This is a genomic window from Microbacterium sp. Leaf151, assembly GCF_001424225.1.
GTDB lineage: Bacteria > Actinomycetota > Actinomycetes > Actinomycetales > Microbacteriaceae > Microbacterium.
Map to the genome: position 1 here is coordinate 37,072 of NZ_LMOR01000003.1, position 26,065 is coordinate 63,136.

Genomic DNA, 26,065 nt, shown 5'->3' on the forward strand with positions numbered 1-26,065 from the left:
GCGCGTGTTTCCGGGACCTCCCAGGGGTTGAGGGGTTTTCGCGCCGCTTTCCGTGGCTGAGAGGATGGATGCCGTGACCCACGACATCCGCCTGGTCGCCGTCGACATGGACGGAACACTGCTCGACGGGGACGGGAACGTCCCCGAACCGTTGTGGGAGCTTCTCCCTCGACTCGCGGATCGCGGAGTCGCCTTCGTCCCGGCATCCGGAAGACAGCTCGCGACCCTGCGTGCCACGTTCGGCGAGGCGGCGGATGCCATGACCTTCATCGCCGAGAACGGAGCGTACGTCGTGCGCGCCGGGGTCGAGGTGGCGTCCGACGCCCTCGATGCGCAGGTCGTCGAACGCGCGGTCCGCCGACTGCGGTCACTCGCGGCAGAGGGGTACGACCTCGGTGTCGTCCTGTGCGGCAAGCGTTCCGCCTACATCGAGCGCACCGACGTCGCGTTCCGGGTTCAGGCGTCGACCTATTACGCCGCGCTCGAGGAGGTCGACGACGTGCTCGCCGTCGACGACGACGTGCTGAAGATCGCCGTCTGCGACTTCGCCGAGGCGGCGCACAGCGTGGGGCGCGCACTCGACGACATCGCGGCGACGCGTCGCGTGGTGGTCTCGTCGCCGCACTGGGTCGACATCATGAACCTCGGTGTCGACAAGGGAGCGGCCCTCCGCCGGCTTCAAGCCGCCCTCGCGGTCACCCCCGCCCAGACGGCGGCGTTCGGCGACTATCTCAACGACCTCGAGATGATGGATGCCGCCGACTGGTCATACGCCATGGCCAACGCCCACCCGGAGGTCGTCGCCCGGGCCCGTCACCGCGCCCCGTCGAACACCGACCACGGTGTCCCAACCACCCTCGCCGAGCTGTTCCCCGAGTCCTGAGCCTCAGACCGCGCCGCCGCCGCCCACCCCGGTCGGCCGACGCTGTACGCGGCGTCCACTCGGGCATCGCCGGTTCTCCGGAGCGGCGGATGCCGCCACCCCCGCGACCGCAGTACCGTCACGGGAACCGAGAGCCCGGAGGACACATGGAGACGGTCGACACCATCGTCGTGGGCGCGGGGGTGGCGGGCCTCGCCGCCGCCCGGCTGCTCGCTCGTGCGGGACGCCACGTCGTCGTGCTCGAAGCCCGTGATCGCGTCGGCGGGCGCGTCTTCACCGACCGCGCCGACGGGCACGTCACCGACCGGGGAGCCTCGTGGATCCACGGCATCACCGACAGCCCGGTGGCCGAGGCCGCCCGCGCCTTCGGGATGCCGATGGTGGAGTTCACGGTCGGCGGCTACCAGCCCGACAGCCGTCCGCTGACCTATTTCGACGCGGCGGGCCGGCGGCTCGAGGCCGCCGCCGTTCGGCAGTATGCCGACGACGTCCGCGCGCTGAACGCGACGCTGGTCGACGTCATCGCCGACGCCCCGGCCGACGCGACGTACGCGGATGTCGTGGAGGCGGCTCTGGGGACGCGGGAGTGGGACGCGGAGCGGAAAGAGCGCGTGCGCGAGTACAACGACCGGCGCGCCCAGGAGCAGTACGGCGTCGGAGGGGATGGCCTCGGGGCCCATGGCCTTGACGACGACACGGTGAACGGCGACGAGGTGGTCTTCCCGCAGGGGTACGACGAACTCGCACAGCATCTCGCCGAGGGGCTCGAACTGCGCCTCGCACACGTCGTGTCTGCGGTGCGGTGGTCGACGACGGGCGTGGAGGTCGACACGGACCGCGGCACCTTCGCCGCCGCCGACGCCGTCGTGACCGTGCCCGTCGGCGTCCTGAACGCCGGTGCCGTCGTCATCGAGCCCCCGCTGCCCGAACGGCACCGCCGTGCGCTCGGGCTGCTGCGCATGAACGCGTTCGAGAAGGTCGTGCTGCGATTCGCCGAACGGTTCTGGGATGCCGACGTGTACGGCATCCGTCAGCTGGGCGACGAGGGGCAGTGGTGGCACTCCTGGTACGACCTCGGGCGTCTGCACGACGAACCCGCGCTGCTCACCTTCGCCGCCGGACCCGCGGCGGTGGCCACGCGCGCCTGGAGCGATGACGAGATCGTGGCGTCCACCCTCGCGCAACTCCGCCGGCTCTACGGCGACGCGGTACCCGAGCCCACCAGCGCGGTCGTGACCCGCTGGCAGGACGACCCGTTCTCGCGCGGCTCTTACGCGTACATGCTGCCGGGGTCCGTCAGCGCCGACCACGATGATCTCGCCGAGCCGGTGGGAGGCGTCCTGCACCTGGCGGGGGAGGCGACGTGGGGCGACGACCCCGCGACCGTGCCCGGCGCGATGCTCTCGGGTCACCGTGCCGCACAGAACGTGCTGGGCAGGGCGATCCCCGTCAGCGACCTCTGGGCCTAGCGGGGGTCGGGCCCCGCGGCAACGGGCAGCTCGGGATGGTTCGACCACTGGCTCCACGACCCGGGGAACACGCGCGGTTCGTAGCCCGCGAGGGTGAGCGCCACCGCCTGGTGCGCCGCCGTGACGCCGGAACCGCAGTAGACGCCGACCGATACGCCGTCCTCGGCCCCCAGCATCCGGAACCGCGACCGCAGCTCGTCGGGTGAGCGGAACCGTCCGTCGGCGCCGACGTTCTCGGTCGTCGGCGCGCTCACGGCGCCCGGCACGTGCCCCGCGCGCGGGTCGATCGGCTCGACCTCGCCCCGATAGCGCTCGCCCGCGCGGGCGTCCAAAAGCAGATCCTCGTCGGCGAACCCGCCGACGGCGTCGAGCTCGAGCACCGGTAGCGCCCCGTAGGACAGCGAGACCGAGCCCGGCGCGGGTGTCTCGGCATCGCCGTCCTCCAGGTCGAAACCGGCGTCGGTCCACGCCCGTAGCGATCCGTCGAGCAGCCGCACGTCGTCGACGCCGGCGTGGCGCAGCAGCCACCACGCCCGTGCGCTCGACATGTTCTTCAGATCGTCGTAGACGACCACCGTGTCTCCCGCGTCGACGCCCCATCGCCGTGCGGCGGCCTGAAGGGTCTCGATCGGCGGGATCGGATGCCGCCCGTCTGTCGGGTCGCCGTGCGCTGCGAGGTCGTGGTCGAGGTCGACGTATTGCGCGCCGGGGATGTGCCCGTTGCGGTAGTCGGGAAGTCCGTCGGGCCGGTCGAGCCGCCAGCGGACGTCGAGCACTCGCACGGAGCCGCCGTCGGGGTACGCCCCCGTGGCGAGGGCGGCGTGCAGCTCGGGAGCGGTGGTGAGGATCGAGGCCATCCCCCCAGTCTGGCCCTCAGTCGCCTGCCGCGTCGCCGTGCGTCCGGCCATCGGCCACGCGTGCCCGCGCCCGGTCGTGGCGCGACGTGATCGGCACGGTCTCGGTCGCCTGGGGCAGGCCCATCGGCGGCGTCGCGACGTAGATGGTCTCGGCCCGTTCGACGACGTAGGTCTCGTGCCAGATCCCGACCGCACCGGGCGTCTTGCGCGCCCGCTTGTTGAAGCGCGTCCACGCCGGCCGGTGCTCCTGCTGCGGCGCGGAGGCGTACGCGTAGAGCTTGTCGAGCGACGACCAGTACTGCACGAGGTAGGGCCCGCGCGCCCCGAGCAGCATCGAGAATCCGAGCAGGCCCGAGTCGGGGTCGACGCTCAGCTCGCGGAGCATCCGCGGCATGTCGCCCATGAGCGGCATCCACTGGTCGGGTCGCCACCACTTGTTGACGGTCATCCCGATGTGGAAGACCACGAGTTCGCCGTCGTAACGATGGGTCATCCGACCCGGATTGATGGATGCCATGGCTCGTCCTCACTCGATAGTGTTGCTATCCAGTGTTGGATAGTAGAGCTATCGAGTCAAGGGGTGAGTGTGCGGATCTCGGAATTATCGACGCGAGCCGGCGTGCCGGTCGCCACGATCAAGTACTACCTGCGCGAGAAGCTCCTGCCAGAGGGGGAGCGGACCTCGCCCACCCAGGCGTCGTACGGTGTCGCGCACGTGCAGCGTCTCGGCGTCATCCGCGCCCTGGTCGACGCGGGCGTCGGCCTCGCGGGTGTGCGCAAGGTGGTCGGCGTTCTGGAGGAGCCCCCCGCGAATCCCTACGACCTCCTCGGCGCCGCCAACGCGGCCGTCACCCCTGCCGTCGCGGCCGACATCGACCTGACGGTGGCGACCGCGCTGCTCGAGCGCATGGGCGGCAACGGCGAGAAGTGCTTCCCCGATCAGGTCGCCGCGGTCGCCCACGCTCTGGCCGGGCTGGATCGGGCGGGATTCACCGTGCCAGAACGGGTCATGGAGGCGTACCTCGTCCACCTCTCCGCCATTGCCGAGGCAGAACTCGCGGCGACGCCCGACACATCGATCGAGGATGCCGTGCGTTACGTCGTCCTCGGTACGGCGCTCGTGGAGCCGCTGATCCTGGCCCTGCGGCGCGTGGCGGAGCAGATCGCCGCCTCGAGGCGCTTCGGGGTCACGTCGGGCGAGTGATGCCCGACCCCGAGGTCGCGCCGGTTCTGCCCGCCGCGGTCAGCGGTCGGGGTTGCTGGCCGCCCCGTCGAGCCAGAGTTCGTCGCTCACGTCGCCGTGCGGCCCGCTGCGACCCACGTGCGCGGCGCTGATCTTCGGACCCTTGGTGATGACGTGCACGAGCGCCATGCCGTGGCCGCGTCCGAGGTCGTACTCGTCTTTCAGCCACTGCAGGATGGGAGTCGCCTTGGTGCCGGCGCCGAACCCGCGCTCCTCGGCGAGCGCGATGAACTGCCGCGGGGTCAGGCCGGTCTTGGCTTCGATGTTGTCGAGATACGACTGGAATGACATGTCCGGAGGGTAGCGCGCCCCTCCGGGATCGGTCCATCCGTGGCAGGGTCTCGACGCCGGACGTGAGGCGGCATCCCGCGTCGGGTCGACTCTCCGCCCGGCCCGCGGAGGAGAGATGTCGGAGCCGCGGGGTACGGTCGAAAGATGGCCGTCACCCTGCATCGGGCGCCCGTCGCCGCGATCGACCCCCTCACTCTCTACCGCCTGCTGTGGCTTCGGGTCACCGTGTTCGTCGTCGAGCAGCAGGCCGCCTACCCCGAGATCGACGGCCGCGACATCGAGTCCGGCGCCGAGCTCATGTGGGCGATCGAGGGCGACGATGTGCTGGCCACGTTGCGCATCCTCCGCGAGACGCAGAACCTGCGCATCGGGCGCGTCGCCACCGCCCCCGATGCGCGAGGGCGCGGTATCGCCGCCGACCTCATGCGCGCGGCCGTCGAGGTTCTCGATGCCGAGGCGCCCGGCATCCCGATCCTGCTCGACGCGCAGGCGCACCTCGCGGGGTGGTACGGGCGCTTCGGCTTCGTCGTGTCCGGCCCGCCCTTCGCCGAGGACGGCATTCCGCACGTTCCGATGCGGCGCACACGCCTCGTCACGCAACGTCTCGTGCTCCGCGAATGGACGCGCGACGACGCCGATCGTGCGTTCCTGTTCGACATGTACCGCCGCCCCGAGGTGCGTCGCTACCTGGGTGACGGGCGGGTGATGGTCGAGGCGGCCGAGGTCGACAGCCTGCTCGATCGCTGGGCGGGTCTGGCCGACGGCGTCCTTGGTGTGCGAGCGGTCGCGACTCCCGGCGGAGCGCGACTCGGGTCGGTGCTCCTGAAGCGCATCCCGTGGTCGGCCGGGGTCTCCGATGGGCGTCCCGACGATATCGAGATCGGGTGGCATTTCCACCCCGATGCGTGGGGCGGCGGCCACGCGACGGAGGCGGCGGCTGCGGTCATGGAGCTCGCTCGAGACCACGGCATCCGTCGAATCGTGGCGGTCACGAACCCGGCGAACACGGCGTCCGGTGCCGTCGCGGAGCGGATCGGTCTGCGTCCCGCGGGCGAGACGCGCGACTACTACGACACCACGTGCGCGCTGTACGTGTGGCATGACGTCGACGAGGTGCCGGTCGAGCGCACTTAGTGCGGCGCGTGGTACTCGGTGCTGCCGCGCTTCCAGTAGCCCTTCACCACCGTGGCGGCGGGGTCGCCCGCCCACCGGTCCAGAAGGAGCCCGCGCCCTGCGCGCACCACGGACTGCTCGGCGGCGACGAAGCCGAAGACGCACCCATCGGGACGCTCCTCGACGTCGAGGGAGTCGAGCCAGTCGACGAGTTCCTCGCCCGCGGGGCGCTGACCCCGGTGCAGTTGCACCACCTCGACGCCGGGAGGGGCGGCGACGGGGAGGTCGTGCGCGGCATCCGGCACCTCGACGGCGATGCGACCGACGGCGTCGTCGTCCATCTGCGCGGCGAACCGACGGATCGCGGGCACCGCCGTCTCGTCGCCGGCGAGCAGCCACGCGTCGGGGCGTCCCACCAGCACCATCGAGCCGCGGGGGCCGCCCACGCCCACCGGTGCGCCGATGGCGGCCGTCTCGGCCCACCGGCTGCCGACGCCGGCCCCGTGCAGCGCGACATCGACGTCGAGCCAGCCGTCCGTGGCATCCCAGGTCACCGGGGTGTACTCGCGGCTGGGCGCGGCGCGGAGGTCGTCTGCGGCGCCCGACGGGAAGAAGACGCGGATGTGGTCGTCGGCGCCGGGGGAGTCGAAGCCGCTCAACTCGGGCCCCTCGAGACGCAGGCGCACGTACGACGGCGTCACGTGCGTCCGCCGCGCGAGGATCGCCGAACGGAAGACGAGGTCGTGGCGACGAGGCTCGAGGCGGGCGGAGACGCTCTGGTTCGACATGGGCATAGAGGTAAGGCTAACCTAACGAATCGTCCGCTACCCCTGCCGGTGGCGGCTCGACTCACACACAGCACTGGAGAGATTCGCATGACGACCCGCCTGTTCCGTCCCCTCGCCGCCGCATCCCTGGTGGCCGCCCTCGCCCTCGCCGGATGCTCTTCGGGAGCCGCTGCCCCCGCAGATGAAGCCGCCGCCGCGACCACCGTGACGGTCGAAGACAACCACGGCTCGATCGAGGTCCCGGTGGCGCCCGAGCGCGTCGTCGCCCTCGACAACACGACCTTCGAGACGCTCAGCGAATGGGGCGTGACCCTGGCCGCGGCCCCCAAGCCCCTCATGTACGACCTCTGGCCCTCGCTCTCCGGCGACGACGACGTGCTCGACGCGGGCCTGCACCGCGAGCCCAACATCGAGAACATCCTCGCCGCCGAGCCCGACCTCATCGTCGGCGGCTACCGGTTCCGCGACATCTACGACCAGCTGAAGGAGATCCAGCCGGCGACCATCGAAACCAGCCCCCGCGACGGTGAGGACCACGCCTCGGAGCTGAAGCGCCAGACGACGATCCTGGGTCAGGTCTTCGGCAAGAACGACGAGGCGGCGCAGCTCTCGTCCGACCTCGATGCCGCGATCGCCGATGCGAAGGCGGCCTACGACCCGTCCCAGAGCGTGATGGGTCTCATTACGTCGGGCGGCAAGATCGCGTACGCGGCTCCCGGTGAGGGCCGTGGCGTCGGCGTGCTCTTCCCGACCCTGGGGCTCACCCCCGCTCTGGAGCGGTCCGCCGAAGACGCCTCGCACGGCGACGACATCAGCGTCGAGGCGATCGCCGCCGCCAATCCCGAGTGGCTCTTCGTCCTCGATCGCGACGCGATGTTCGGTGAGGACGGCTACGTCTCGGCGAAGGAGCTCGTCGAGAACGCCGAAGCGCTGAAGAACGTCCCCGCCGTGCAGAAGGGCCAGATCGTCTACCTCGACGGCAGCTTCTACCTCGACGAGGGCATTCAGGCGTACACGACGCTGTACCGCTCCGCCGCCGAGGCGTTCGCCTCCTGACCCGCCCCCGGCCCCCTCGCGTGAGGGGTCGATATCCGTCGCCTGGGCTGCCGAGGCGACAGAGAATGACCCCTCACGCGCGTGGGGCGGGACGGATGCCATGACTGTCACCGCCACCCACCCCCGCGCACGGTCGGCGCTGCCGCTCGCCGTGATCGGCGTCGCTGCGCTCGTCGTCGTGTCGCTGTTCGTCGGCGCCTACGACCTGACCGCCGACGAGTTCGGGGGCGAGATGTTCTGGATCTCGCGCGTGCCCCGCACCCTCGCGCTCGTTCTCGCCGGCTGCGCGATGGCCGTCTCGGGCCTCATCATGCAGCTGCTCACGCAGAACCGCTTCGTCGAGCCCTCCACCACGGGGACGTCGGAATGGGCCGCGCTCGGCCTGCTCGTCACGGTGCTGATCGCACCGGCTTCGCCCCTTCCCGTGCGGATGATCATGGCATCCGTCGCCGCCTTCGTCGGGACCATGATCTTCATCGGCATCCTGCAGCGCATCTCACTGCGCTCCTCGCTCGTCGTGCCGCTCATCGGCATCATGCTCGGCGCGGTCGTCTCGGCATTCACCACGTACCTGGCGGTCTCGACCAACTCGCTCCAGATGCTCGGCACGTGGTTCATGGGGAGCTTCACCTCCATCGTCCGGGGACGCTACGAGGTGCTCTGGGTGGCCGCGATCGTCGTGCTACTGGTGTTCCTGTACGCCGACCGCATCACCGTCGCCGGTCTGGGGCGCGACATCGCCACCTCGGTCGGCCTCGACCACACCCGCGTCCTGCTCATCGGCACGGGGCTCGTCGCGGTCGCCACGGGCGTCACCACCGTCGTCGTGGGCTTCCTGCCGTTCCTGGGCCTGGTCGTTCCGAATCTCGTGTCGATGTGGCGCGGCGACAACGCCCGCGCAAACCTCCCCTGGGTGTGCGTCGGGGGCGTGGCGATCGTCGTCGTCTGCGACATCGTCGGACGCGTCATCCGGATGCCGTTCGAGGTCCCCGTCTCGATGATCCTCGGGGTCGTCGGCTCCGCCGTGTTCATCACCCTGCTCTTGAGGATGCGTGCCCGTGGCTGAGACCATGACCCGGTCGGCCCCGGCGCTCGCGGCCCGTCGCCCCAGGATCGCCCTGCGCTTCGGCATCCTGATCCTGATCGTGGTGGTCGCCGCCGTCGGCGTGCTGACGTGGAACGTCCCGGGTGAGCCCGGTTCGCGGGCCTTCTGGTTGGCGGTGAACCTGCGCGTGGTGAGCGTTGCAACGATCGCCCTCGTCGCCTGCTGCCAGGCGGTCGCGACGGTGCTGTTCCACACGGCGACGGCGAATCGCATCCTCACCCCGTCGATCATGGGCTTCGACGCGCTGTACGTCGTGATGCAGACCGCGCTGGTGTTCTTCTTCGGAAGCGCCGCTCTGTCGGCGACCGACGGGCTGCTCAAGGTCGCCGTGCAGAGCGTACTGATGGTGGGCTTTGCGACGCTGCTGTACGGCTGGCTGTTCGCCGGCCGCCGCGGGAATCTCCACGTCATGCTGCTGGTGGGGGTCGTGCTGGGTGTGGGCTTCGGCTCGCTGTCGACCGTCATGCAGCGGCTGCTCACCCCGAGCGACTTCGACATCCTCTCGGCCCGCCTGTTCGGCAACCTCTCGAACTCGGATGCCGAGTACCTCCCGTGGGCGGCGCTGGTCGTCGCCGCGGTGCTCGCCGTCGTCTGGCGCGCGCGACACCGCCTGGACGTGCTGGCGCTCGGCCGTGAGGCCTCCGTCAACCTGGGGCTCGCCTATCGGCGCGAGGTGATCGGGATGCTCGTTCTCGTGGCCGTGCTGATCTCGGTGTCGACCACCATGGTCGGGCCGATGACGTTCTTCGGCTTCATCGTCGCCACCCTCGCTTACCAGCTCGCGGGGTCGTCGCAGCATCGGGTGGTGCTGCCCTTCGCCGTGCTGCTGGGCATGGCCACGCTGCTCGGCGGGTACTTCGTGCTGCGGCACGTGTTCTACGCGGCCGGCATGCTCTCGATCATCATCGAGTTCGTCGGCGGCGTCTTCTTCCTCGTCTATCTCCTCCGGAAGGGGAGTCTCTGATGCTCACCCGCTCGCCGGGACGGCGCGTCCCGTGATCTCGCTCACCGACGTCACCATGACCTACGGCGACGTGACCGTGCTCGGTCCCGTGACCCTCGACATCCCCGCCGGCGGAGTCACCGCCCTGGTGGGTCCGAACGGCGCGGGCAAATCCACCCTGCTGACGATCGTCGGGCGCCTGACGGCGGCCACCGGCGGCCGCGTCACCGTCGCAGGCCTCGACGTGACGGCCACGCCCGGACGGGCGCTCGCCAAGATCGTGTCGATCCTGCGGCAGGAGAATCACTTCGTCACGCGCCTGACCGTGCGCGAACTCGTCGGCTTCGGGCGCTTCCCGCACTCGCAGGGGCGTCTGACCGCCGACGACCACACCAAGATCGACGAGGCCATCGACTTCCTCGACTTGGCCGAGCTGTCGGGGCGTTATCTCGACCAGCTCTCTGGCGGGCAGCGCCAGCGCGCATACGTGGCCATGGTGCTCGCGCAGGACACCGACTACATCCTGCTCGACGAGCCGCTGAACAACCTCGACATGAAGCACGCGGTGGCGATGATGGGCCAGCTCCGCCGCGCGGCCGACGAACTCGGAAAGACGATCGTCATCGTCGTGCACGACATCAACTTCGCGTCGGCTTACGCCGACCGGATCGTCGCGCTGTCCGAGGGGCGGGTCGTGCACGTCGGTACGCCGGACGATCTCATGACGTCATCGACCCTCGAAGAGGTGTTCGGCACACCCATCGACGTGCGCCGCGACGGGCCGTACCCGCTGGCGGTCTACTACCGATGAGATCTCAGAGCTGGATGCCGTTGTCTTCGTCGTTGACACCGACGTTGCGGCCGCGGCTGGATTCGTAGGCGATGAGCCACCCGACCGACACCGCCGCGGCGATGACGACGCCCAGCCACACGTTCTGCCACACCAGTCCGAACAGGACACCCAGCCCGAAGAGGAGCAGGCTCCCCAGCACCCAGTACGTGCGGCCGCGAGGCCAGCCGGTTCCCGTCTGCGTCATGTCGGACAGCCTACGGTGCGGCGCCGGCGGGGGCGGGGCGCGCTACGTCCCATCGATACCGAGAAGAAGGAGGGGCTGATGGCCCGGACCACCGCCGCGCAGAAGCGCGTCGCGCCCGAGAAGAGTGAACTGCTGACGCTGTACGTGAGGCATCGCCGTCGTCTGTCACCGACTTTCGAGCGCGTGACGTTGGGCGGAGCCGACCTGGCGCGCTTCATCCCGATGGGCGCCGATCAGTGGTTCCGCCTCTTCCTACCCGTCGCTGAGGGGACGCTCACGCGACTGCCGAACCGTCTCGACACCTTCGCGTATCTGCGCTACCTCGCGATCGCGAAGACCCAGCGCCCGGTGCTGCGCAATTACACCGTCGCGGGCTTCCGCTCCGGCGGTGCGCAGGGTCCCGAACTCGACGTCGACTTCGTGCGGCACGGCTCCGCCGCCGCGGGCACGGCGGGTCCCGCGGCATCCTGGGCGGAGACCTGCGCGCCAGGCGACGCCGTCGCCATCCTCGACGAGGGCGTGCTGTTCGCGCCGCCCACCGGTCTGCGCGGCCCCCTCGCGCTCGTCGGCGACGAGACCGCCCTCCCCGCGCTCGCCGGCATCCTGGCGTCCCTTCCCGCCGACACGACGGGGAGCGCCTTCATCGAGGTGCCTGACGCCGGCGACGTGCGCAACCTGGCCGCGCCGGTCGGCGTGGACGTGTCGTGGGTCGTGCGCGACGATCCTCACGCGACCCCGGGCTATGCCGTGCTGACTGCGGCGGTCGAGGCGAGTGAGGCGGGTGCGGTCGTCCCCGCCTACGCCTGGGTGGCGGGGGAGCAGTCCCTGGTCGCGGCGATGCGTCGGCACTGGGTGCGGGTCGGCGTCGACAAACGGATGATCTCGTTCACCGGATACTGGCGGGCACCGCGCGCTCATTGAGGTGCCGGCGTCCGCGGCGGGGACGCCCGACCGGGGCGCACTCGTGTTGCGGCGCGCCCGTGTTGCGGCGAACTGGCGTCGCGGCGCACTTGTGTTGCGACGACTCTGTATCGCGACGCACTCGTGTCGCGGCGCAACCGCGTCGCGACGCACTCGTGTCGCGGCGCAACCGCGTCGCGACGGATCAGCGGTCGCGGTGGTCTTCGGGACTGAGCCGCGGTCCGCGGCGCGGCTCGAGCGACGATCCGGCGTAGATCAGGCGGATCACACGCTGACGATGGCCGGCGAACGGTTCGAGCAGCTCCAGCATGCCGTCGTCGTCGGTGCGGTGGCCCGTCAGGGCGAAACCCACCTGGTGCGCGAGGTGGTAGTCGCCCGTGCTCACGGCATCCGGATCACCGAAAGCGCGGATGCGCGTCTCGGCGCTCGTCCAGATGCCCACGCCACGAAGGCTGATGAAGACGCGGTCGCGGCTCTCGCCGTCGGTGGCGGCGGTCGCGGCGCGGACGATCGCCGTGCCGCGACGCGCACTCTCGACGATGGTGCGCGACTGGGGAGGCTCGAGCCCGGCGCGGTGCCACGCCCACGACGGCACGTGGCGCCACCCCTCGATGTCGGGCGGGGCGAACATCGGGCGGGGAGTGGGGCCCGGCGCGCGCTCGCCGTACCAGGTGACGATGCTGCGCCAGGCCGAGAACGCCTGCATGCTCGTGACCTTCTGCTCCATGATCGCGCTGACGAGGGCGTCGAAGACGAGGTCGGTGCGACCGATGCGCAGGTCGGGGTGACGACGGTGCCACTCGGCGACCGACGGATGCCGCGACGCGTCGAACCCGTCGGGATCGTCGTGCGCACCGCACAACGCGGGCAGTTGGTCGAGAGCCCACGGAGCGCCGGGGCCCCACGCAGCTGCACGGATGCTCCCACCGGCCCGCTGGCGGAGCGCGAGGGTGGCGACACCCAGCGGCGTGCGGCTCACGCGCCAGACGACACCGCCCGCCCCGAGGGGAGCCGTCGCGAAGAAGGTGGGGTCGTTGCTGCCGTGGCGTTGTGCGGAGACGGCGCGCCCGATGTCGACGGGCCGGGCGGGCCGGTAGTCCGACTCGAGAGCTCGTTCGACCGGCGCCGTGAGCTCGTGTGGCGCCTGGCGCGTGCGAACCCCGGTCGATCTCATGGCGACACCCTACGTCGGACCACCGACATCACGGCATCCGGGCTCTGCGGGGCCGGAATCCACGCCGCCGTCCCCCGGTCGCCTGCCCGGGGCGCCGAAGACGGCGTGCGCGTCGCGATCAGAAACGGTCGGGCGAGGGGGTGCCGTGACCGTAGCGGATCGAGACATCGGCGTGACGGTCGAAGCGGTAGCCGACACCGCGCACGGTGCGGACGATGTCCTCGTACGCGCCGAGCTTTGCGCGGAGGCGTCGGACGTGCACGTCGATGGTGCGCTCGCCGGGGGCGTCGTCGTCGGTGGAGCCCTCCCACAACGACGAGACGAGCTCGGTGCGTTCGATGGTGCGTCCCTCGCGCAGCACGAGGTACTGCAGCAACTCGAACTCCTTGAAGGTGAAGGCGGCGGACTCGCCGTCGATGAGCACGCGCTTGCGCGAGATGTCGACGACCACGCCGCCGGCGGCACGGTCTTCCTCGGCGGGCTCGTCCTTGGTGCGGGCGACGGCGGACGGCTCGTGCAGAGCGAGGCGGACGACGTCCACGTCGCGACCTCCCGATCCCGTCGGCGCCAGGGCGACCGTGGCGTAGGTTTCGGCGGCGGGGGCGAGTTCGCCGAGCGTGCGGCGAAGCGCCTCGACGAGCGTTCCCAGGCTCACACCGGCGGCTGCGGCCTTCTCTTCATCGATGCCGACGTACAGCGCGAACCCGCGGGGCGCGGTCGAGGCGGCGGCGCGTGCGGGCGCCGCGGTGGCGGCTTCGGCAGTGGCGGGCTGAGGGGTGGATGCCGTGCCGGCGGTGACGGGGCGGGTGGAGGCGGTCACGGGACGGTCGAGGACTGCGGAGAGCGACATGAGGAGAAATCCTTGGGTGTGTGAACCCGGGCGTCATCGTGAGCGGGGTTCGACGGGAGGTGAGGGCCGTCAGGCCGGAGGGCGGTGCCGGGGTACGCGTGATCGACGCGGATGCCAGGCGACCGGGGGACGACGTCGGCGTTCAGAAGCACGAGGTCAGGACGTTCGAGGGTCGCGGTCAGCGGCACATTCGACAGCACATGACAGCGCGGCCGGGCATCATCATGCCGGCAGTCCTGTTCGCCTCCCGGGCGGACAGAGGACGCGCGAAGTCAGTCATGGCGGCATTATTACCCACTGCGTCCAACAAGGTCAAATCATGATGACGCTCCGGGTCTGACGCATTCTGCTCGATCCCTGCCCGTGAACCTGCGGTGCCGCCGTGCATTCTGTGTCATCCCGGCGTCGGCCGGGACGACCGGCGTAGCCTCTCCGCATGTCCGATCTGCATTTCGCCGACGACAAGACGGCGTCCCGGTTCACCCTCCATCGTGGCGACGACCTCGTCTCCGTCCTCGACTATCGCGACGACGGGCGCACGATCGCCCTCACCCGCGCCTTCACCATTCCCACCTTCCGAGGGCACGGCTACGCCGGCATCGTCACCGAGCGCGCCGTGGACGCGATCGAAGGGGCCGGTGACCGCGAGATCATCCCGGTGTGCTGGTACGTGGGGGAGTGGTTCGACGCCCACCCCGAGCGCGCCGACATCCTGCACCGGCGCCCGGCATCATGACGGTCTGAACGTTTGCGCGCGCGTGCGCGAACGTCAACCCCCGCCCGTCGTTCGTCCGACGCGACGAAGCTGAAGACCTCGAAAGGGGAAGTCATGAACGACGACCGCGATCTGCCCGAGGGTGTCATCGACGCCGACCCGCCCGGTGGGTGGGAAAGCAGCACTGTGGCCGACGGTGAAACCGCCGAGCGCAACGATCACGCCAAGGGGTCTGCGCGCCTGAACGACGCCGCACCCTCGGACCCCATCGAAGGCGATGCCGCAAGCCAGGGCATCGACCCCGACCTGAGTACGGAGGACTGACATGTCGGATGCAACCCGGGCCCCCGAGCCCAGCTCCGGTCCCGATGGAGGTGCCGACGCGGCCGACTCGGTCGGCGGCGCCGTCCACCGCGACCGCAAGACCCCTCAACCGGGCGAGCAGTCCGAACCGGCGATGGACATGCACGCCACCGACGACGAGGCGCGCATCCGCGGCGTCATCGTCCAGACGCGGGCCGATGTCGGCGACAAGAGCGAGGAACGCATCGCCGACGTCCTGCGCCAGCGCTTCGCCGAGGTCGGGCTCGACCTCGGCGACGACCGCATCCGCGCCCTCGCTGCCGAGGTCGCCGGCGGCTGATCAGCTCGCAGACGCCCCGTGCCGCCGCTGAGGCGGCGCGGGGCGTTCGTGCGTCCGCGCGTTTGCTGCGAGCCGATGTCGGAGGTGCGACGTACCGTGGCTGCATGCGCATCCTGCACACCTCCGACTGGCACATCGGGCGCTCGTTCCACGGGCACTCCACCCTCGACGCGCTCACCGGCGTGCTCGACGTGCTGGTGGAGCAGGTACGCGAGAACGCGGTCGACCTCGTCATCGTGGCGGGCGACGTGTTCGATTCCGCCGCGCCGTCGGCGGCCTGCTATCCCGTGCTCTCGCACACCCTCGCCGCTCTCGCCGACGCCGGTGCCCGGGTGCTGGTCACCAGCGGCAACCACGACTCCGCGGCCCGTCTCGGTTTCCAGTCGGCTCTACTCCGCGACGACATCACGGTCCTGACCGACCCCTCGGCGGTCGGCACTCCGGTGACGTTCGCCGACGAGCACGGTCCCGTGCACGTCTACGGCATCCCGTACCTCGAGCCGGCTATCGTGCGGCACCTGTGGGCGGGCGTCGAGCTGCGCAGCCAGGCCCAGACGATGGCACACGCCCTCGATCTCGTGCGCGCCGATGCGGCCGCGCGCGGGGGTCGCTTCGTCGTTGCGGCGCATTGCTTCGCCGCCGGCGTCGAGTCCACGCCCGGCGTCGAGCGCGAGATCCGGCAGGGGGGACTCGACGTCGTTCCCCTGTCGGCGTTCGACGGCCCCGATTACGTCGCCCTCGGGCACATCCATGGCCGTCAACAGCTCTCCGAGCGCGTGCGATATGCGGGGGCGCCGCTGCACTACAGCTTCGGCGAAGCGGGCAAACCCCGCGGGTCGTGGCTCGTCGATCTCGATGCGGCCGGCTTGTCGTCGGTGCGGTGGCTCGACCTTCCCGTGCCGCGTCCCCTCGTCACGCTGCGGGCGCCGCTCGACGACCTACTCACCGACGAACGCTTCGCCGATCACCGTCAGCAGTGGGTGCGCGCGGAGTACACCGACCCCACCCCCCAGCCCGATCCGATGCGTCGTCTGCAGGCGCGCTTTCCGTGGTGTGCGACCGTCGTCCACCTGCCGGCCGCGTCCTCGGCCGACGACGGCGCGGGCTACGCGCGGCGTGTGCGCGCGGCCCGAGACGACGCCGAGGTGATCGACGCGTTCCTCGCGCACGTGCGCGAGGGCGAGGGCGCGTCGGTGGTCGAACGCGAGCTCATCCGCGACGTGCTCGGCGCCCGCACGATGGCCGAGGCGCGCGCGTGAAACTGCACCGACTCGAACTCGAGGGGTTCGGCCCGTTCCTCGACGCGCAAGAGGTCGATTTCGACGCCTTCGCCGACGACGGCATCTTCCTCATCACCGGCCGCACCGGCGCGGGCAAGTCCAGCGTGCTCGACGGTGTCTGTTACGCCCTCTACGGCGGCGTCCCCCGCTACGACGGAGCCGAGCGGCGCCTGCGAAGCGACCACTGCGGCCCCGACGACCCGACGCGCGTCACCCTGGAGTTCAGCGCCGAGGGCGAACGGTGGCGTGTCACGCGATCGCCGGAGTTCGAGCGGCCCAAGCGTCGGGGCGGCGGCACGACCAAAGAACCGCACCGAGCCCTGCTCGAGGTACTCGCACCCGAGGGATGGACGGGGGTCGCCGCACGGCCGGTCGACGTGGCGGCTCGCCTCGACGAGATCCTCGGGCTCACCCAGCAGCAGTTCCTGCAGGTCATCCTCCTGGCGCAGAACCGTTTCGCCCGCTTCCTCCTCGCCAAGAACGACGAGCGGCTGACACTGCTGCGCACCCTGTTCGGCACGCGATCCTTCGAGCAGTACGCCGCCGACCTCGATGAGCGTCGAAAGCGCGCGAGCGAGCGTCTCGCCTCCGAGGGCGTCGAGGTGGCGACGCTTCTCGACGAGGCCGAGCGCCTGGTCCACGAGCTCGACGACCGAGAGCACGACCATCCGGTCCCGGGCGACGACGAGGGGGCCGTTCGCGGCGTCTCCGAGCGGCTCGCGCTGGTCGTGCGAGCGGTCGAGCGCGCCGATTACCGTGCCGACACCCTCTCGCGCGAGAACCGCGTCGTCGACGCCCGACTCGACGCCGCCCTGGCTGCTGAGCGCGAGGCCCGTTCGCTGGCCGAGCGGCAGAGCGACCGCCTCGGCGAGCGCGAGAGGCTCACGGCCCTCGAGGCCCAGGCAGAGGCGATCGCCGCCGTCCGCCGTGAGGCCGGGGCCGCCGCCGCCGCCGAAGAGCTACGCCCCGCGATCGAGACCGCCGAGGCCGCCCGCCGTGCGTACGGCCTTGCCGACGAGAGACTGGTCGACGCCGACGCCGGGGTTCGCGCCGTCGACGAGGTGCTCGCCGACGACGCCGACCTGGGGTCGCGGGACGACGCGCTCACCGCTCTCCTGTCGCGCGGCGAGGCCGCGCTGAAGGTCGAGCGTGAACTCGCCGATCTCGACCGCGACGTGAACCGCCTCCGGGGGCGTGTCGACACCGTCGACGCCGAGCGGCAGAAGCTCGCGGTCGAACGCCTCGAGATCCCCGACATGCTTCGCGTCCTCGACGACCGCATCGCCGAGCTGGCCGGTGCCGACGCGCGACGCGACGCCGCTCTCGCGTTTCGTGATGAGACGTCACGTCGTCTGGACGCCGCCCGCGAGGCGGCCCGCCTGCTCGATCAGCGGGATCAGGCCGACCTCGCCTCGCTGGTGCGGGCAGACGACCTCCAGCGGGCGATCGACGCGTGGACGACACTCCTGCGTCGCCGACTCTCCGGTGCGGCGGTCGAACTGGCGCACGATCTGGTCGACGGCGAGCCCTGCGCGGTGTGCGGTGCGCGCGAGCACCCGCACCCCGCTCGCGGTTCCGACGCTCCCGTAAGCGATGCCGACCTCTCCGCCGCAGAGGATCGCAAGAACGCCGCCGTCGAGAGCGATCGGCTCGCCTCCGACTCCGCTCGCGTCGCCCGTGACGCGCACGCCCTGGCCGCGGCCCTCGCCGGCGGTGAGAGCGTCGAGGTCTTGCGGGCGCGCCTCGCGACGACCGAAGACGCCCTCGTCGCCGCGGCGACCGACGTCGACGAGTACGACCGGGTCCGAGGCGATCGCACCCGCGCGGCCGACCTCGACGCGGCCATCGCCCGTCGACTCGACACCCTGGGGGCGGAGCTCGCCGTCGCCCGGCAAGACCTCGCCCTCGCGCAGCAGCGTGCCGAGGGGCTCGGTGGCGAGGTCGCCGCCGCCCGCGGTGGCTTCGACACGGTCGCCGCCCGGCAGGACGATCTCCGCGCGCGACGCGACGCCGTGCGCCGACTCATCTCGGCGCGGGCGGCGCTCGCCGGCGCGCGTGACGCTCGACGCGACGCCGACAGCGCCGTCGCCGCCCTCGTCGCCGACAGTCCCTTCGCCGAGGTGGCTTCGGTCACAGCCGCGCTGCGATCGGCCGCGCACCGTCGGAGCCTCGACACTGCCGCAGCCGAGTACGACGCGGCGCTCGCAGCGACCCGGCAGCGACTGTTCGATCTCGAACTGATGCTCGTCGATGCCGGAGACGAACCGATCGACCTCGCGCCCTTCGTCGCCGAGGTGGCGTCGGCTCGCGAAGCCGTGCAGCTGATCGCCGCCGCAGGTGCCGGCGCCCGCGCGCTCGCCGAACGGCTGCGATCCCTCGCTCAGCGCGCTGACGCCGGCCACGCCGCGGTCGCGAGCCTGGCAGACGAGTACGCCGTCGTCGCGCGCCTGGCAGACACGGTCGCCGGGCGGGCGCCCAACACGCGTCGCATGACGCTCGAGACGTTCGTGCTCGCGGCGGAGCTCGAAGAGATCGTGACCGCGGCCAATCTGCGCCTCGAGCACATGTCGGCCGGACGCTATCGCCTCCAGCACACCGACGCGCTCGCCGCCCGGGGAGCCTCCAGCGGCCTCGGCCTCGAGATCATGGACGCCTTCACCGGTCAGTGCCGTCCACCGCAGTCGCTGTCCGGCGGCGAGACCTTCCTCACATCCCTCGCTCTCGCCCTCGGGCTGGCGGAGGTCGTCACCGCCCGTGCCGGGGGACTCCGTCTCGACACGCTGTTCATCGACGAGGGTTTCGGTTCGCTCGACGACGACACCCTCGACCTCGCCATGCGCACGCTCGACGAGTTGCGACAGGGCGGCCGCACGGTGGGCGTCATCAGCCACGTGGCCTCGATGAGAGACCAGCTGCCGGCGCAGTTGCACGTGACCGCGACTCCCCGGGGTCCGAGCGTGATCCGTCACGACGTCGCTCTCGCCCGCGGTTGAAGCTCGGCGGGGGCATCGCGTTTAGGCTTGTCGCATGCGCAAGAGCACACTGTGGACCGTCGTCGGCGTCGTCGTCGCCGTGATCATCGCCTGGGTGCTGGTGAACATCCTGTTCTCGCTGATCGCATTCGCCTTCCGGCTGATCGCGGTGGCCATCGTGGCGCTGATTGTCTTCTTCGTGTTGCGTGCGGTGTTCGCCCGCCGTGAGGTGGACTGACCGGGGATGACACCCCTCGGGACGCGACACGGAGTCGACGACCCCGAGCGCAAGCCCGGGTGTGATGTCGGAGGCCCGGAGTAGCGTCCCTCACGATGTCTGATCAGGCCCCCACCTCCTCGAAACCATCCGCGCCCATCACCCGCGACATCGACTTGTCGCCGCGGCACCGGTGGCGGGCGTACTGGGTGGCGGTCGCGGTGGCGGCGCTGACCATCCTCGACCTGACGAAGGTCAACGTCGCACTGCCCTCGATCGAGGCGGCTTTGAACGCCGGTCCGACAGAGCTGCAGCTCGTCGTGTCGGGCTACATCCTGACGTTCGGCCTGGTGCTCGTGCCGGCCGGGCGTCTGGGAGACCTTCGGTCGCGCCGCGTGCTGTTCCTCGTCGGCCTCTCGCTGTTCCTCGTGACGAGCCTGGCGTGCGCCCTCGCACCGAACACCACCGTGCTGCTGGTCGCTCGCCTCTTGCAGGGCGTGGCGGCCGGCATCCAGATGCCTCAGGTGCTGGGTTTGGTCCAACAGTTGTTCCAGGGGAAAGAACGCGGGCGTGCCTTCGGTCTGTTCGGCGCGACGATCGGCATCGCCACGGCGTTCGGACCGACCCTCGGTGGCCTCCTCATCGCCCTGGGAGGAGAAACCGACGGGTGGCGTCTGATCTTCTGGATCAACATCCCCCTCGTCGCCATCGTCATCGTTCTGGCCGCCTGGCTCCTCCCCGACACCCGCACGAAGTCGCATCGCCGTCTCGATCTCGATCCCGTGGGTATCGTGCTGTTCGCGGCGACGATCCTCGCGCTGATGTGGCCGTTCCTGTTCACCACCGGCAGCCCCGGCGACAATCCGAACCGCTGGTGGTTGCTGGTGGCGTCCGTGGTCTTCGCGGCGGCTTTCGTGTTCTGGGAGCGTCGTTACGCGGAGCGCGGTCGGATGCCGCTCATGCCGTTCTCGATCTTCTCGCTGGCGTCATATCGCAACGGCGTCCTCATCTCGACGGCGTACTTCTCCGCGATACCGGCCATGTTCCTGTTGGGAACGCTGTTCCTCCAGGGCGGGCTCGGCCTCGAACCGGTCTTCGCGGGCATGGTGACGATCGGGTTCGCGGTCGCCTCGGCATGGAGCTCGTGGATCGGCGGCAACCTCGTCACCCGCCTCGGCCGCCCGCTCGTGGTGTGGGGGATCCTCGGCATGGTCGCCACGGCCGGGGGCCTCGTGCTCGTGGCATTGTTCACGGCTCCCGAATGGACCCCGTGGGCCATGGCCGCCGTGATGACGTTCGGCGGCTTCGCGGGAGGTCTCGTGATCTCGCCCAACCAGACCCTCACGCTCGCCGACATCCCGGTGCGCAGCGGCGGCGTCGCCGGCTCCGTCGGTCAGCTCGGCCAGCGCATCGGTACGGCCGTCGGTACGGCGATCGCCCTGGCGCTTTTCTACGCCACCGTCTACCGCGAACAAGACACGGTGGATGACACGGTGGTGCTCTACCACGACGCCTATGCGTCCGGCATGATCACCGTCGGCGTCTTCCTGGGCCTCGCGCTCATCGTGGGCGTGGCCGACCTGGCCAAGCGCGCGAAGACGGGGTCGCAGACTCCCTGACCGCGGGCGGAACGGCGGTACTCGGCGCAGCCATCCCAGGGTCGCGGTAGAGCGGGGTCGGACGAGGCGGTGAACCCGTCGTCAGACGCCGTAGCGGGCGCGCAGTTCGTCGCGCAGGTGGTGACTGCAGCGCTCGACCACGACGTCCCACAGCTCGGTGGCGCCGTCCTGCGCGCGGTCCGAGACGGCACGCAGGACGCGGATGGGCACGCCGAACTGCTGCGCGACCCAGATGAGCGCGTACGACTCCATGTCGACGAGGCGGGCTCCGAGCCCGCGGATGAGGGCGACGGTCTCGGCGTCGTCGACGAAGTGATCGCCGGTGGCGATGATGAGGCCGTCGTGACCGGTGTCGACACGCGGCGGCAGTGAGACGTGCTCACCGAATGTGCCGTCGAGCCCCTTCACGTCGTGCTGGATGGCGGCCAAGATGTCGTAGACGCCGCCTTCGACAGCGTCGTCGATCGCGCCGGCGGTGCCGACGACGACGATCTCGTCGTACTCGCCCTGGCACAGGGCGCGGGTGAGGGCGGAGGCGGCCGGGATCTTTCCCACCCCGGTGAGCAGGACATCGAAACCGGGGATGTCCGCCTCGAAGGCGATGAGTTCGGACGCGTGGGCGGCGACGAGGAGCTTCACCCCTCCATTCTCACCTGCCGGCGACAATGGTCCGCGCCGTGCCGACCTACGGGCGGATCGGACCCCGAAGCGGGCCCGATCCACACCGTCATGCCTGGGCCGGGTCCGACGCCTTCGACAGTCGGGCGATCTCGTCCGGCGTCAGCTGGAGGGACGCGCCGGCCAGCAGGTCGGCGACCTGCTCGACCTTCGACGCGCTCGCGATGGGTGCGGCCACGGTCGGCTGGGTACGCAACCACGCCAGTGCGGTCGAGGCGATGGACGCGCCGTGCGCGGAGCCGACGTCTTCGAGCGCGTCGATGAGGGCGAGGCCTGCGGGTGTGGCGAGCTTCGCGGCGCCCCCGGCTCGCGGCGAGTCACCCCCGGCATCCGACGAACGGTACTTGCCCGTGAGGAACCCGCTCGCCAGCGCGTAATACGGTACGAGCGACATGTCGTACTGCTGGGCGACGGGCACGATCTCCCGCTCGACCTCGGTGCGGTGGACGAGGTTGTAGTGGGGCTGCACGGCGACGGGAAGATCGGCGCCCGCGGCCTCCGCCAGCGACACCCATTCGCGGATGCGCTCGGCGGTATAGTTCGAGACGCCCACGTATCTCACGAGCCCGTCACGCACGAGACCGGCGAAGGCGGCGACGGTCTCTTCCAGGGGGGTGTCGGCGTCGTCGAAGTGGGCGTAGTACAGGTCGATCGTCTCGACGCCGAGACGCTTCAGCGACGCCTCGGCGGCGGCCCGCACGTTCGCCGCGGACAGGCCACGGAAGTCGGGGTGCGTGCTCACCTTCGTCGCGACGACGACGTCGGAAGGCCCTCGCGAAGCGAGCCACTCACCGATCAGGGTCTCGCTCTCGCCGCCCGAGTGGCCGGGGACCCACGCACTGTAGCCGTCGGCGGTGTCGATGAAGTTGCCGCCCCCGTCGCGGAAGGCGTCGAGGACCGCGAACGACGTATCGCGATCGGCCGTCCAGCCGAAGACGTTGCCGCCGAGCGAGAGGGGGAAGATGTCGAGGTCGCTGCGTCCGATGCGCGTCATGATGTCCTTTCGGAGGGGGGTCACTGACCTTGGAGACAACGACCCTCGCCCGTGGGCATTCCCGTGACGCGCCGGGTCAGCTCCCGCCGGAGAGGATGCCGATGAGTCCGCTGACTAGGAGCCAGAGACCGATTCCGGCGCCCGCGATCCAGATGACGACCGTGCCGGGCGGATACTTCTTCTTGCCGCCGTCTTCGCCCGGAGCGCTCACGTGCGCACCATCATCACGATCGAGACGATCAGCACGGCGAGACCTCCGACGACGGCTATGGCGGCGATGATGGGGCCGCCGCCGGTGAGGAAGGCGGCGACACCGAGGGCCAGGAACAACACGGCCACCACGATGCCGACGATCTGATAGACGCGGTACCGACGACTGTCCGTCGTCATTCTCTGCTCGCTCACGCTGCCCCCTTCCGCCCCAGGTTATCGAAAACGCGCGAGGCCCCCGTGCCGTCATCCCCAGGCGGTCCGCTTGTCATCACGAAGCGGGCGACCCCCGCGGCGCCGACCCGGCGTAGCGTGGGTGCATGGCGCGCCCCGTTCCCGACCCCGTTCGTCCCGGCCAGGAATCGGTGTGGGACTACCCCCGCCCTCCGCGCGTGGAGCGTGAGAGACGGCGCGTGCAGATCGACTTCGGCGGCACGCGCATCGTCGACACCGACGACGTCGTCCGCGTGCTCGAGACGAGTCACCCACCGGTCTACTACGTGCCGATCGCCGCTTTCGCCGTCGCGTTGACGCTCGGTCAGGGTGCGTCGTTCTGCGAGTTCAAGGGGGCGGCCCGGTACTTCGACGTGCACGGCGGCGGGGGAGCGGTGGCCGAGCGGGCGGCGTGGAACTACCCCCGCCCCATGCCCGGGTACGAGGTGCTGCACGACCGCGTCGCCGTGTATGCGGGCCCCATGGATGCGGTCGTCCTCGGGGGAGAGACCGTCGAGCCTCAGCCCGGCGGCTTCTACGGCGGATGGGTCACGAGCGATCTCGCGGGTCCTTTCAAGGGCGTCCCCGGCTCGATGGGTTGGTAGGGGCGGCGAACCCCGATCCGTCGCGCAGGCTATTCCGCGAACGCCCCCGGCACCGCCGCGTGCAGGTCGGCGAGCCACGCTCGCGCGTTGCCGTCGGACGGCGCGCGCCAGTCGCCGCGGGGTGACAACGACCCCGCGGGCGACACTTTCGGCCCGTTGGGAATGGCCGTGCGCTTGAACTGCGCGAAGCCGAAGAAGCGCTGCAGGAACACCTCCAGCCACTTCGCCACGGTGACGAGGTCGTACGACGGTCGTTCACCCTCGGGGTAGCCCGGGGGCCAGGTCCCGGCATCCGGATCCGCCCAGGCGTGGGCGGCGAGGAAAGCGATCTTCGAGGGACGGAAGCCGAAGCGCAGCACGTGGTAGAGCGTGAAATCGTGCAGGTTGTAGGGACCGATGCGGTCCTCCGTCGACTGCATGCGTCCGTCTTGACCGGCGGGCACCAGCTCGGGGCTGATCTCGGTGTCGAGCACGGCCTGCAGCACCTCGACGGTGGCCGCACTCAGCTCGCCCGCGGAGATGACCCACCGGATGATGTGCTGGATGAGGGTCTTGGGCACGCCCGGATTCACCGAGTAGTGGCTCATCTGATCGCCCACGCCGTAGGTCGACCAGCCGAGGGCGATCTCGGACAGGTCGCCCGTGCCGACGACGATGCCGCCGTTCTTGTTGGCGAGACGGAAGAGGTAGTCGGTGCGCAGGCCCGCCTGCACGTTCTCGAACGTGACGTCGTGCACCGGCTCGCCCGAGGCGAAGGGGTGCCCCATGCGCGCGAGCATCTCGGATGCCGCCGGGCGGATGTCGATCTCCTCGATCGAGGCCCCGACGGCCTCGGCGAGGGCGATCGCGTTGCGCTTGGTCTTCTCGCTGGTGGCGAAGCCGGGGAGCGTGTAGGTGAGGATGTCGCTGCGGGGGCGCCCCATGCGGTCCATGGCCTGCGCGATCACCAGAAGTGCGTGGGTGGAGTCGAGGCCGCCGCTGACGCCGAGGACGGGCTTCGGGTCGCCGATGGCCCGGAGCCGCTGCACGAGGCCCGACACCTGGATGTTGAACGCCTCGTAGCAGTCCTGCGCGAGCCGAGTGGGGTCGTCGGGGACGAAGGGGAAGCGGTCGAGCGTCCGGCGCAGACCGATGTCGCCCGCGGGGGGCGTGAGCTCGAAGGGCACCGTGCGGAACGCGGGTGCCATCGTGCGGCGGTTGTCGTCGAACGTGCCTTGGCGGATGCGGTCCTGCCGGAGGCGATCGAGGTCGACGTCGGCGACGCTCCGGCGCGGCCCGTCGGGGAACCGCTCTGTCGTGGCGAGCAGCTGGCCGCCCTCGTGGATCATGGTCTGGCCGTCCCACGAGACGTCGTTGGTCGATTCGCCCTGACCGGCCGCGGCGTACACGTACGCGGCGAGGCAACGCAGGGACTGCGACTGCGAGAGCAGGGTGCGGTCGTCGGCCCGACCGATCGTGATGGGACTGCCCGACAGGTTCGCCAGCACCGTCGCGCCCGCGAGGGCGGCGCCGGAAGAGGGCGGGATCGGCACCCAGACGTCTTCGCACACCTCTGCGTGCAGGGTGAGCCCCGGTACGTCGACGGCGTCGAAGAGCAGATCGGGTCCGAACGGCACCGTCTGGCCGGCGACGACGATGTGCTGCCCCGCCTGGTCATCGCCGCGGGCGTACCAGCGCTGTTCGTAGAACTCGCGGTAGGTCGGGAGGTACGCCTTGGGCACGACGCCGAGGATGCGACCTCGATGGATGACCACGGCGCAGTTGAACAGCCTGTTGCCGTGCCGGAGTGGCGCGCCCACCAGCAGCACCGGAAGCAGATCCGCGGATGCCACGACCAGGCGCGACAGGGCCGCCTCGACGGCGTCGAGCAGCGGATCCTGCATGACCAGGTCGTCGATGGCGTAGCCGGAGAGGCAGAGCTCGGGGAACACCGCGACCGCGACGCCCTCGGCGTCGCACGCGCGGGCGGAATCGAGCACGGCGTCGGCGTTGGTGGCGGGGTCGGCGACCGCGACGGGGATCGTGCACGCGGCCACGCGCGCGAACCCGTGCCGGTAGACGCTCTCGAACGGCAGATCGGTGATCACCTCCCCAGTCTGGCAGGCCCCTTCGACACCGCGGCAGTGGGATCGCTCAGGCGGGGTCTGTGGATGCCCGGCGGGCGATGTCGGGGGTCGCGGTTAGCGTGG

At 70.7% G+C, this 26,065-nt stretch carries 29 protein-coding genes; 17 read left to right on the forward strand and 12 right to left on the reverse strand.

All coding sequences use genetic code 11. The features are described from left to right. Positions 1-64: 64 nt before the first annotated feature. Positions 65-883, forward strand: a complete 819-nt coding sequence (locus ASF76_RS07680; protein WP_055955630.1) for a Cof-type HAD-IIB family hydrolase — start codon at positions 65-67, stop codon at positions 881-883. Between the two features lie 146 nt (positions 884-1,029). Next, positions 1,030-2,352: a flavin monoamine oxidase family protein gene (locus ASF76_RS07685; RefSeq protein ID WP_055955633.1), complete on the forward strand. Its 1,323-nt coding sequence runs from the start codon at positions 1,030-1,032 to the stop codon at positions 2,350-2,352. Here the strand turns inward: ASF76_RS07685 and ASF76_RS07690 are convergent. Continuing rightward, the gene (locus ASF76_RS07690) at positions 2,349-3,209 is read right to left on the reverse strand and encodes a sulfurtransferase (RefSeq protein WP_055955635.1); all 861 of its coding nucleotides are present in this window, start codon (positions 3,207-3,209) and stop codon (positions 2,349-2,351) included. The genes ASF76_RS07685 and ASF76_RS07690 overlap by 4 nt on opposite strands. 16 nt (positions 3,210-3,225) lie before the next feature. Beyond that, positions 3,226-3,726, reverse strand: a complete 501-nt coding sequence (locus ASF76_RS07695) for a DUF4188 domain-containing protein (protein ID WP_055955637.1) — start codon at positions 3,724-3,726, stop codon at positions 3,226-3,228. A gap of 69 nt (positions 3,727-3,795) precedes the next feature. On the opposite strand from ASF76_RS07695, the gene ASF76_RS07700 reads away from it, so the two are divergent. Further along, positions 3,796-4,413 (forward strand): MerR family transcriptional regulator, encoded by a 618-nt coding sequence (locus ASF76_RS07700; protein WP_055957106.1) that lies wholly within the window; start codon positions 3,796-3,798, stop codon positions 4,411-4,413. Positions 4,414-4,452: 39 nt separating this feature from the next. Here the strand turns inward: ASF76_RS07700 and ASF76_RS07705 are convergent, their stop codons facing one another. Then, on the reverse strand, positions 4,453-4,743 hold the full coding sequence (locus ASF76_RS07705) for a DUF4287 domain-containing protein (protein ID WP_055955640.1): 291 nt from the start codon (positions 4,741-4,743) through the stop codon (positions 4,453-4,455). Positions 4,744-4,887: 144 nt separating this feature from the next. Here ASF76_RS07705 and ASF76_RS17675 point away from each other — a divergent pair, with 144 nt between their 5' ends. Then, positions 4,888-5,877 carry a GNAT family N-acetyltransferase gene (locus tag ASF76_RS17675; protein ID WP_327037571.1) on the forward strand — a complete coding sequence of 330 codons (990 nt, stop codon included), beginning with the start codon at positions 4,888-4,890 and terminating at the stop codon, positions 5,875-5,877. Here the strand turns inward: ASF76_RS17675 and ASF76_RS07715 are convergent. Further along, positions 5,874-6,650, reverse strand: a complete 777-nt coding sequence (locus ASF76_RS07715) for a siderophore-interacting protein (protein ID WP_082484929.1) — start codon at positions 6,648-6,650, stop codon at positions 5,874-5,876. The genes ASF76_RS17675 and ASF76_RS07715 overlap by 4 nt on opposite strands. A gap of 81 nt (positions 6,651-6,731) precedes the next feature. On the opposite strand from ASF76_RS07715, the gene ASF76_RS07720 reads away from it, so the two are divergent. From ASF76_RS07720 to ASF76_RS07735, 4 genes are all read left to right on the forward strand, one after another. Further along, on the forward strand, positions 6,732-7,700 hold the full coding sequence (locus ASF76_RS07720; RefSeq protein ID WP_055955642.1) for a siderophore ABC transporter substrate-binding protein: 969 nt from the start codon (positions 6,732-6,734) through the stop codon (positions 7,698-7,700). A gap of 100 nt (positions 7,701-7,800) precedes the next feature. Further along, positions 7,801-8,766 carry an ABC transporter permease gene (locus ASF76_RS07725; protein WP_055955645.1) on the forward strand — a complete coding sequence of 322 codons (966 nt, stop codon included), beginning with the start codon at positions 7,801-7,803 and terminating at the stop codon, positions 8,764-8,766. After that, entirely contained in the window at positions 8,759-9,769 is a 1,011-nt protein-coding gene (locus tag ASF76_RS07730; protein WP_235561262.1) for an iron chelate uptake ABC transporter family permease subunit, read from the forward strand. The genes ASF76_RS07725 and ASF76_RS07730 overlap by 8 nt, the downstream gene beginning before the upstream one ends. A gap of 31 nt (positions 9,770-9,800) precedes the next feature. Then, positions 9,801-10,559 (forward strand): iron ABC transporter ATP-binding protein, encoded by a 759-nt coding sequence (locus tag ASF76_RS07735; protein WP_055955648.1) that lies wholly within the window; start codon positions 9,801-9,803, stop codon positions 10,557-10,559. A 4-nt stretch (positions 10,560-10,563) separates the two neighbouring features. Here ASF76_RS07735 and ASF76_RS07740 read toward each other — a convergent pair whose 3' ends face one another. Continuing rightward, positions 10,564-10,785: a hypothetical protein gene (locus ASF76_RS07740; RefSeq protein WP_055955651.1), complete on the reverse strand. Its 222-nt coding sequence runs from the start codon at positions 10,783-10,785 to the stop codon at positions 10,564-10,566. 78 nt (positions 10,786-10,863) lie between these two features. Between ASF76_RS07740 and ASF76_RS07745 the strand changes: the two genes are divergently transcribed. Further along, positions 10,864-11,706 (forward strand): siderophore-interacting protein, encoded by an 843-nt coding sequence (locus ASF76_RS07745; RefSeq protein ID WP_055955654.1) that lies wholly within the window; start codon positions 10,864-10,866, stop codon positions 11,704-11,706. 184 nt (positions 11,707-11,890) lie between these two features. Here the strand turns inward: ASF76_RS07745 and ASF76_RS07750 are convergent, their stop codons facing one another. Then, complete coding sequence (locus tag ASF76_RS07750; protein ID WP_055955657.1) at positions 11,891-12,880, reverse strand: DNA-3-methyladenine glycosylase family protein; 990 nt, start codon at positions 12,878-12,880, stop codon at positions 11,891-11,893. A 118-nt stretch (positions 12,881-12,998) separates the two neighbouring features. Next, a complete protein-coding gene (locus ASF76_RS07755; protein ID WP_055955659.1) occupies positions 12,999-13,730 on the reverse strand; it encodes a winged helix-turn-helix domain-containing protein in 732 nt (243 codons plus the stop codon). A 436-nt stretch (positions 13,731-14,166) separates the two neighbouring features. Between ASF76_RS07755 and ASF76_RS07760 the strand changes: the two genes are divergently transcribed. From ASF76_RS07760 to ASF76_RS07790, 7 genes are all read left to right on the forward strand, one after another. Further along, positions 14,167-14,466 (forward strand): GNAT family N-acetyltransferase, encoded by a 300-nt coding sequence (locus tag ASF76_RS07760; RefSeq protein WP_055955663.1) that lies wholly within the window; start codon positions 14,167-14,169, stop codon positions 14,464-14,466. Between the two features lie 93 nt (positions 14,467-14,559). Beyond that, positions 14,560-14,769, forward strand: coding sequence for a hypothetical protein (locus ASF76_RS07765; protein WP_055955666.1), 210 nt, complete (start codon positions 14,560-14,562; stop codon positions 14,767-14,769). Between the two features lies 1 nt (position 14,770). Beyond that, positions 14,771-15,088, forward strand: a complete 318-nt coding sequence (locus ASF76_RS16675; RefSeq protein WP_082484931.1) for a hypothetical protein — start codon at positions 14,771-14,773, stop codon at positions 15,086-15,088. A 104-nt stretch (positions 15,089-15,192) separates the two neighbouring features. Next, positions 15,193-16,347, forward strand: coding sequence for an exonuclease SbcCD subunit D (locus tag ASF76_RS07775; protein WP_055955669.1), 1,155 nt, complete (start codon positions 15,193-15,195; stop codon positions 16,345-16,347). Further along, positions 16,344-19,361: an AAA family ATPase gene (locus ASF76_RS07780; RefSeq protein WP_055955672.1), complete on the forward strand. Its 3,018-nt coding sequence runs from the start codon at positions 16,344-16,346 to the stop codon at positions 19,359-19,361. Before ASF76_RS07775 ends, ASF76_RS07780 begins: the two co-directional genes overlap by 4 nt. A gap of 34 nt (positions 19,362-19,395) precedes the next feature. Then, positions 19,396-19,578: a hypothetical protein gene (locus ASF76_RS07785; protein ID WP_055955675.1), complete on the forward strand. Its 183-nt coding sequence runs from the start codon at positions 19,396-19,398 to the stop codon at positions 19,576-19,578. A gap of 95 nt (positions 19,579-19,673) precedes the next feature. After that, positions 19,674-21,176 carry an MFS transporter gene (locus ASF76_RS07790; RefSeq protein ID WP_055955678.1) on the forward strand — a complete coding sequence of 501 codons (1,503 nt, stop codon included), beginning with the start codon at positions 19,674-19,676 and terminating at the stop codon, positions 21,174-21,176. Positions 21,177-21,257: 81 nt separating this feature from the next. Here ASF76_RS07790 and ASF76_RS07795 read toward each other — a convergent pair whose 3' ends face one another. From ASF76_RS07795 to ASF76_RS07805, 4 genes are all read right to left on the reverse strand, one after another. Next, on the reverse strand, positions 21,258-21,815 hold the full coding sequence (locus ASF76_RS07795; RefSeq protein ID WP_055955681.1) for a phosphorylase family protein: 558 nt from the start codon (positions 21,813-21,815) through the stop codon (positions 21,258-21,260). Positions 21,816-21,903: 88 nt separating this feature from the next. Further along, positions 21,904-22,848, reverse strand: coding sequence for an aldo/keto reductase (locus tag ASF76_RS07800; RefSeq protein ID WP_055955684.1), 945 nt, complete (start codon positions 22,846-22,848; stop codon positions 21,904-21,906). 76 nt (positions 22,849-22,924) lie between these two features. Next, entirely contained in the window at positions 22,925-23,059 is a 135-nt protein-coding gene (locus ASF76_RS17595) for a hypothetical protein (RefSeq protein WP_268774326.1), read from the reverse strand. Beyond that, positions 23,056-23,253 (reverse strand): hypothetical protein, encoded by a 198-nt coding sequence (locus ASF76_RS07805; protein WP_156459177.1) that lies wholly within the window; start codon positions 23,251-23,253, stop codon positions 23,056-23,058. Before ASF76_RS07805 ends, ASF76_RS17595 begins: the two co-directional genes overlap by 4 nt. A gap of 125 nt (positions 23,254-23,378) precedes the next feature. Between ASF76_RS07805 and ASF76_RS07810 the strand changes: the two genes are divergently transcribed. Then, positions 23,379-23,876, forward strand: a complete 498-nt coding sequence (locus tag ASF76_RS07810; protein WP_055955689.1) for a DUF427 domain-containing protein — start codon at positions 23,379-23,381, stop codon at positions 23,874-23,876. A gap of 29 nt (positions 23,877-23,905) precedes the next feature. On the opposite strand, the gene ASF76_RS07815 is transcribed toward ASF76_RS07810, so the two are convergent. Further along, positions 23,906-25,963 (reverse strand): NAD(+) synthase, encoded by a 2,058-nt coding sequence (locus ASF76_RS07815; protein ID WP_055955692.1) that lies wholly within the window; start codon positions 25,961-25,963, stop codon positions 23,906-23,908. Positions 25,964-26,065 lie beyond the last annotated feature (102 nt).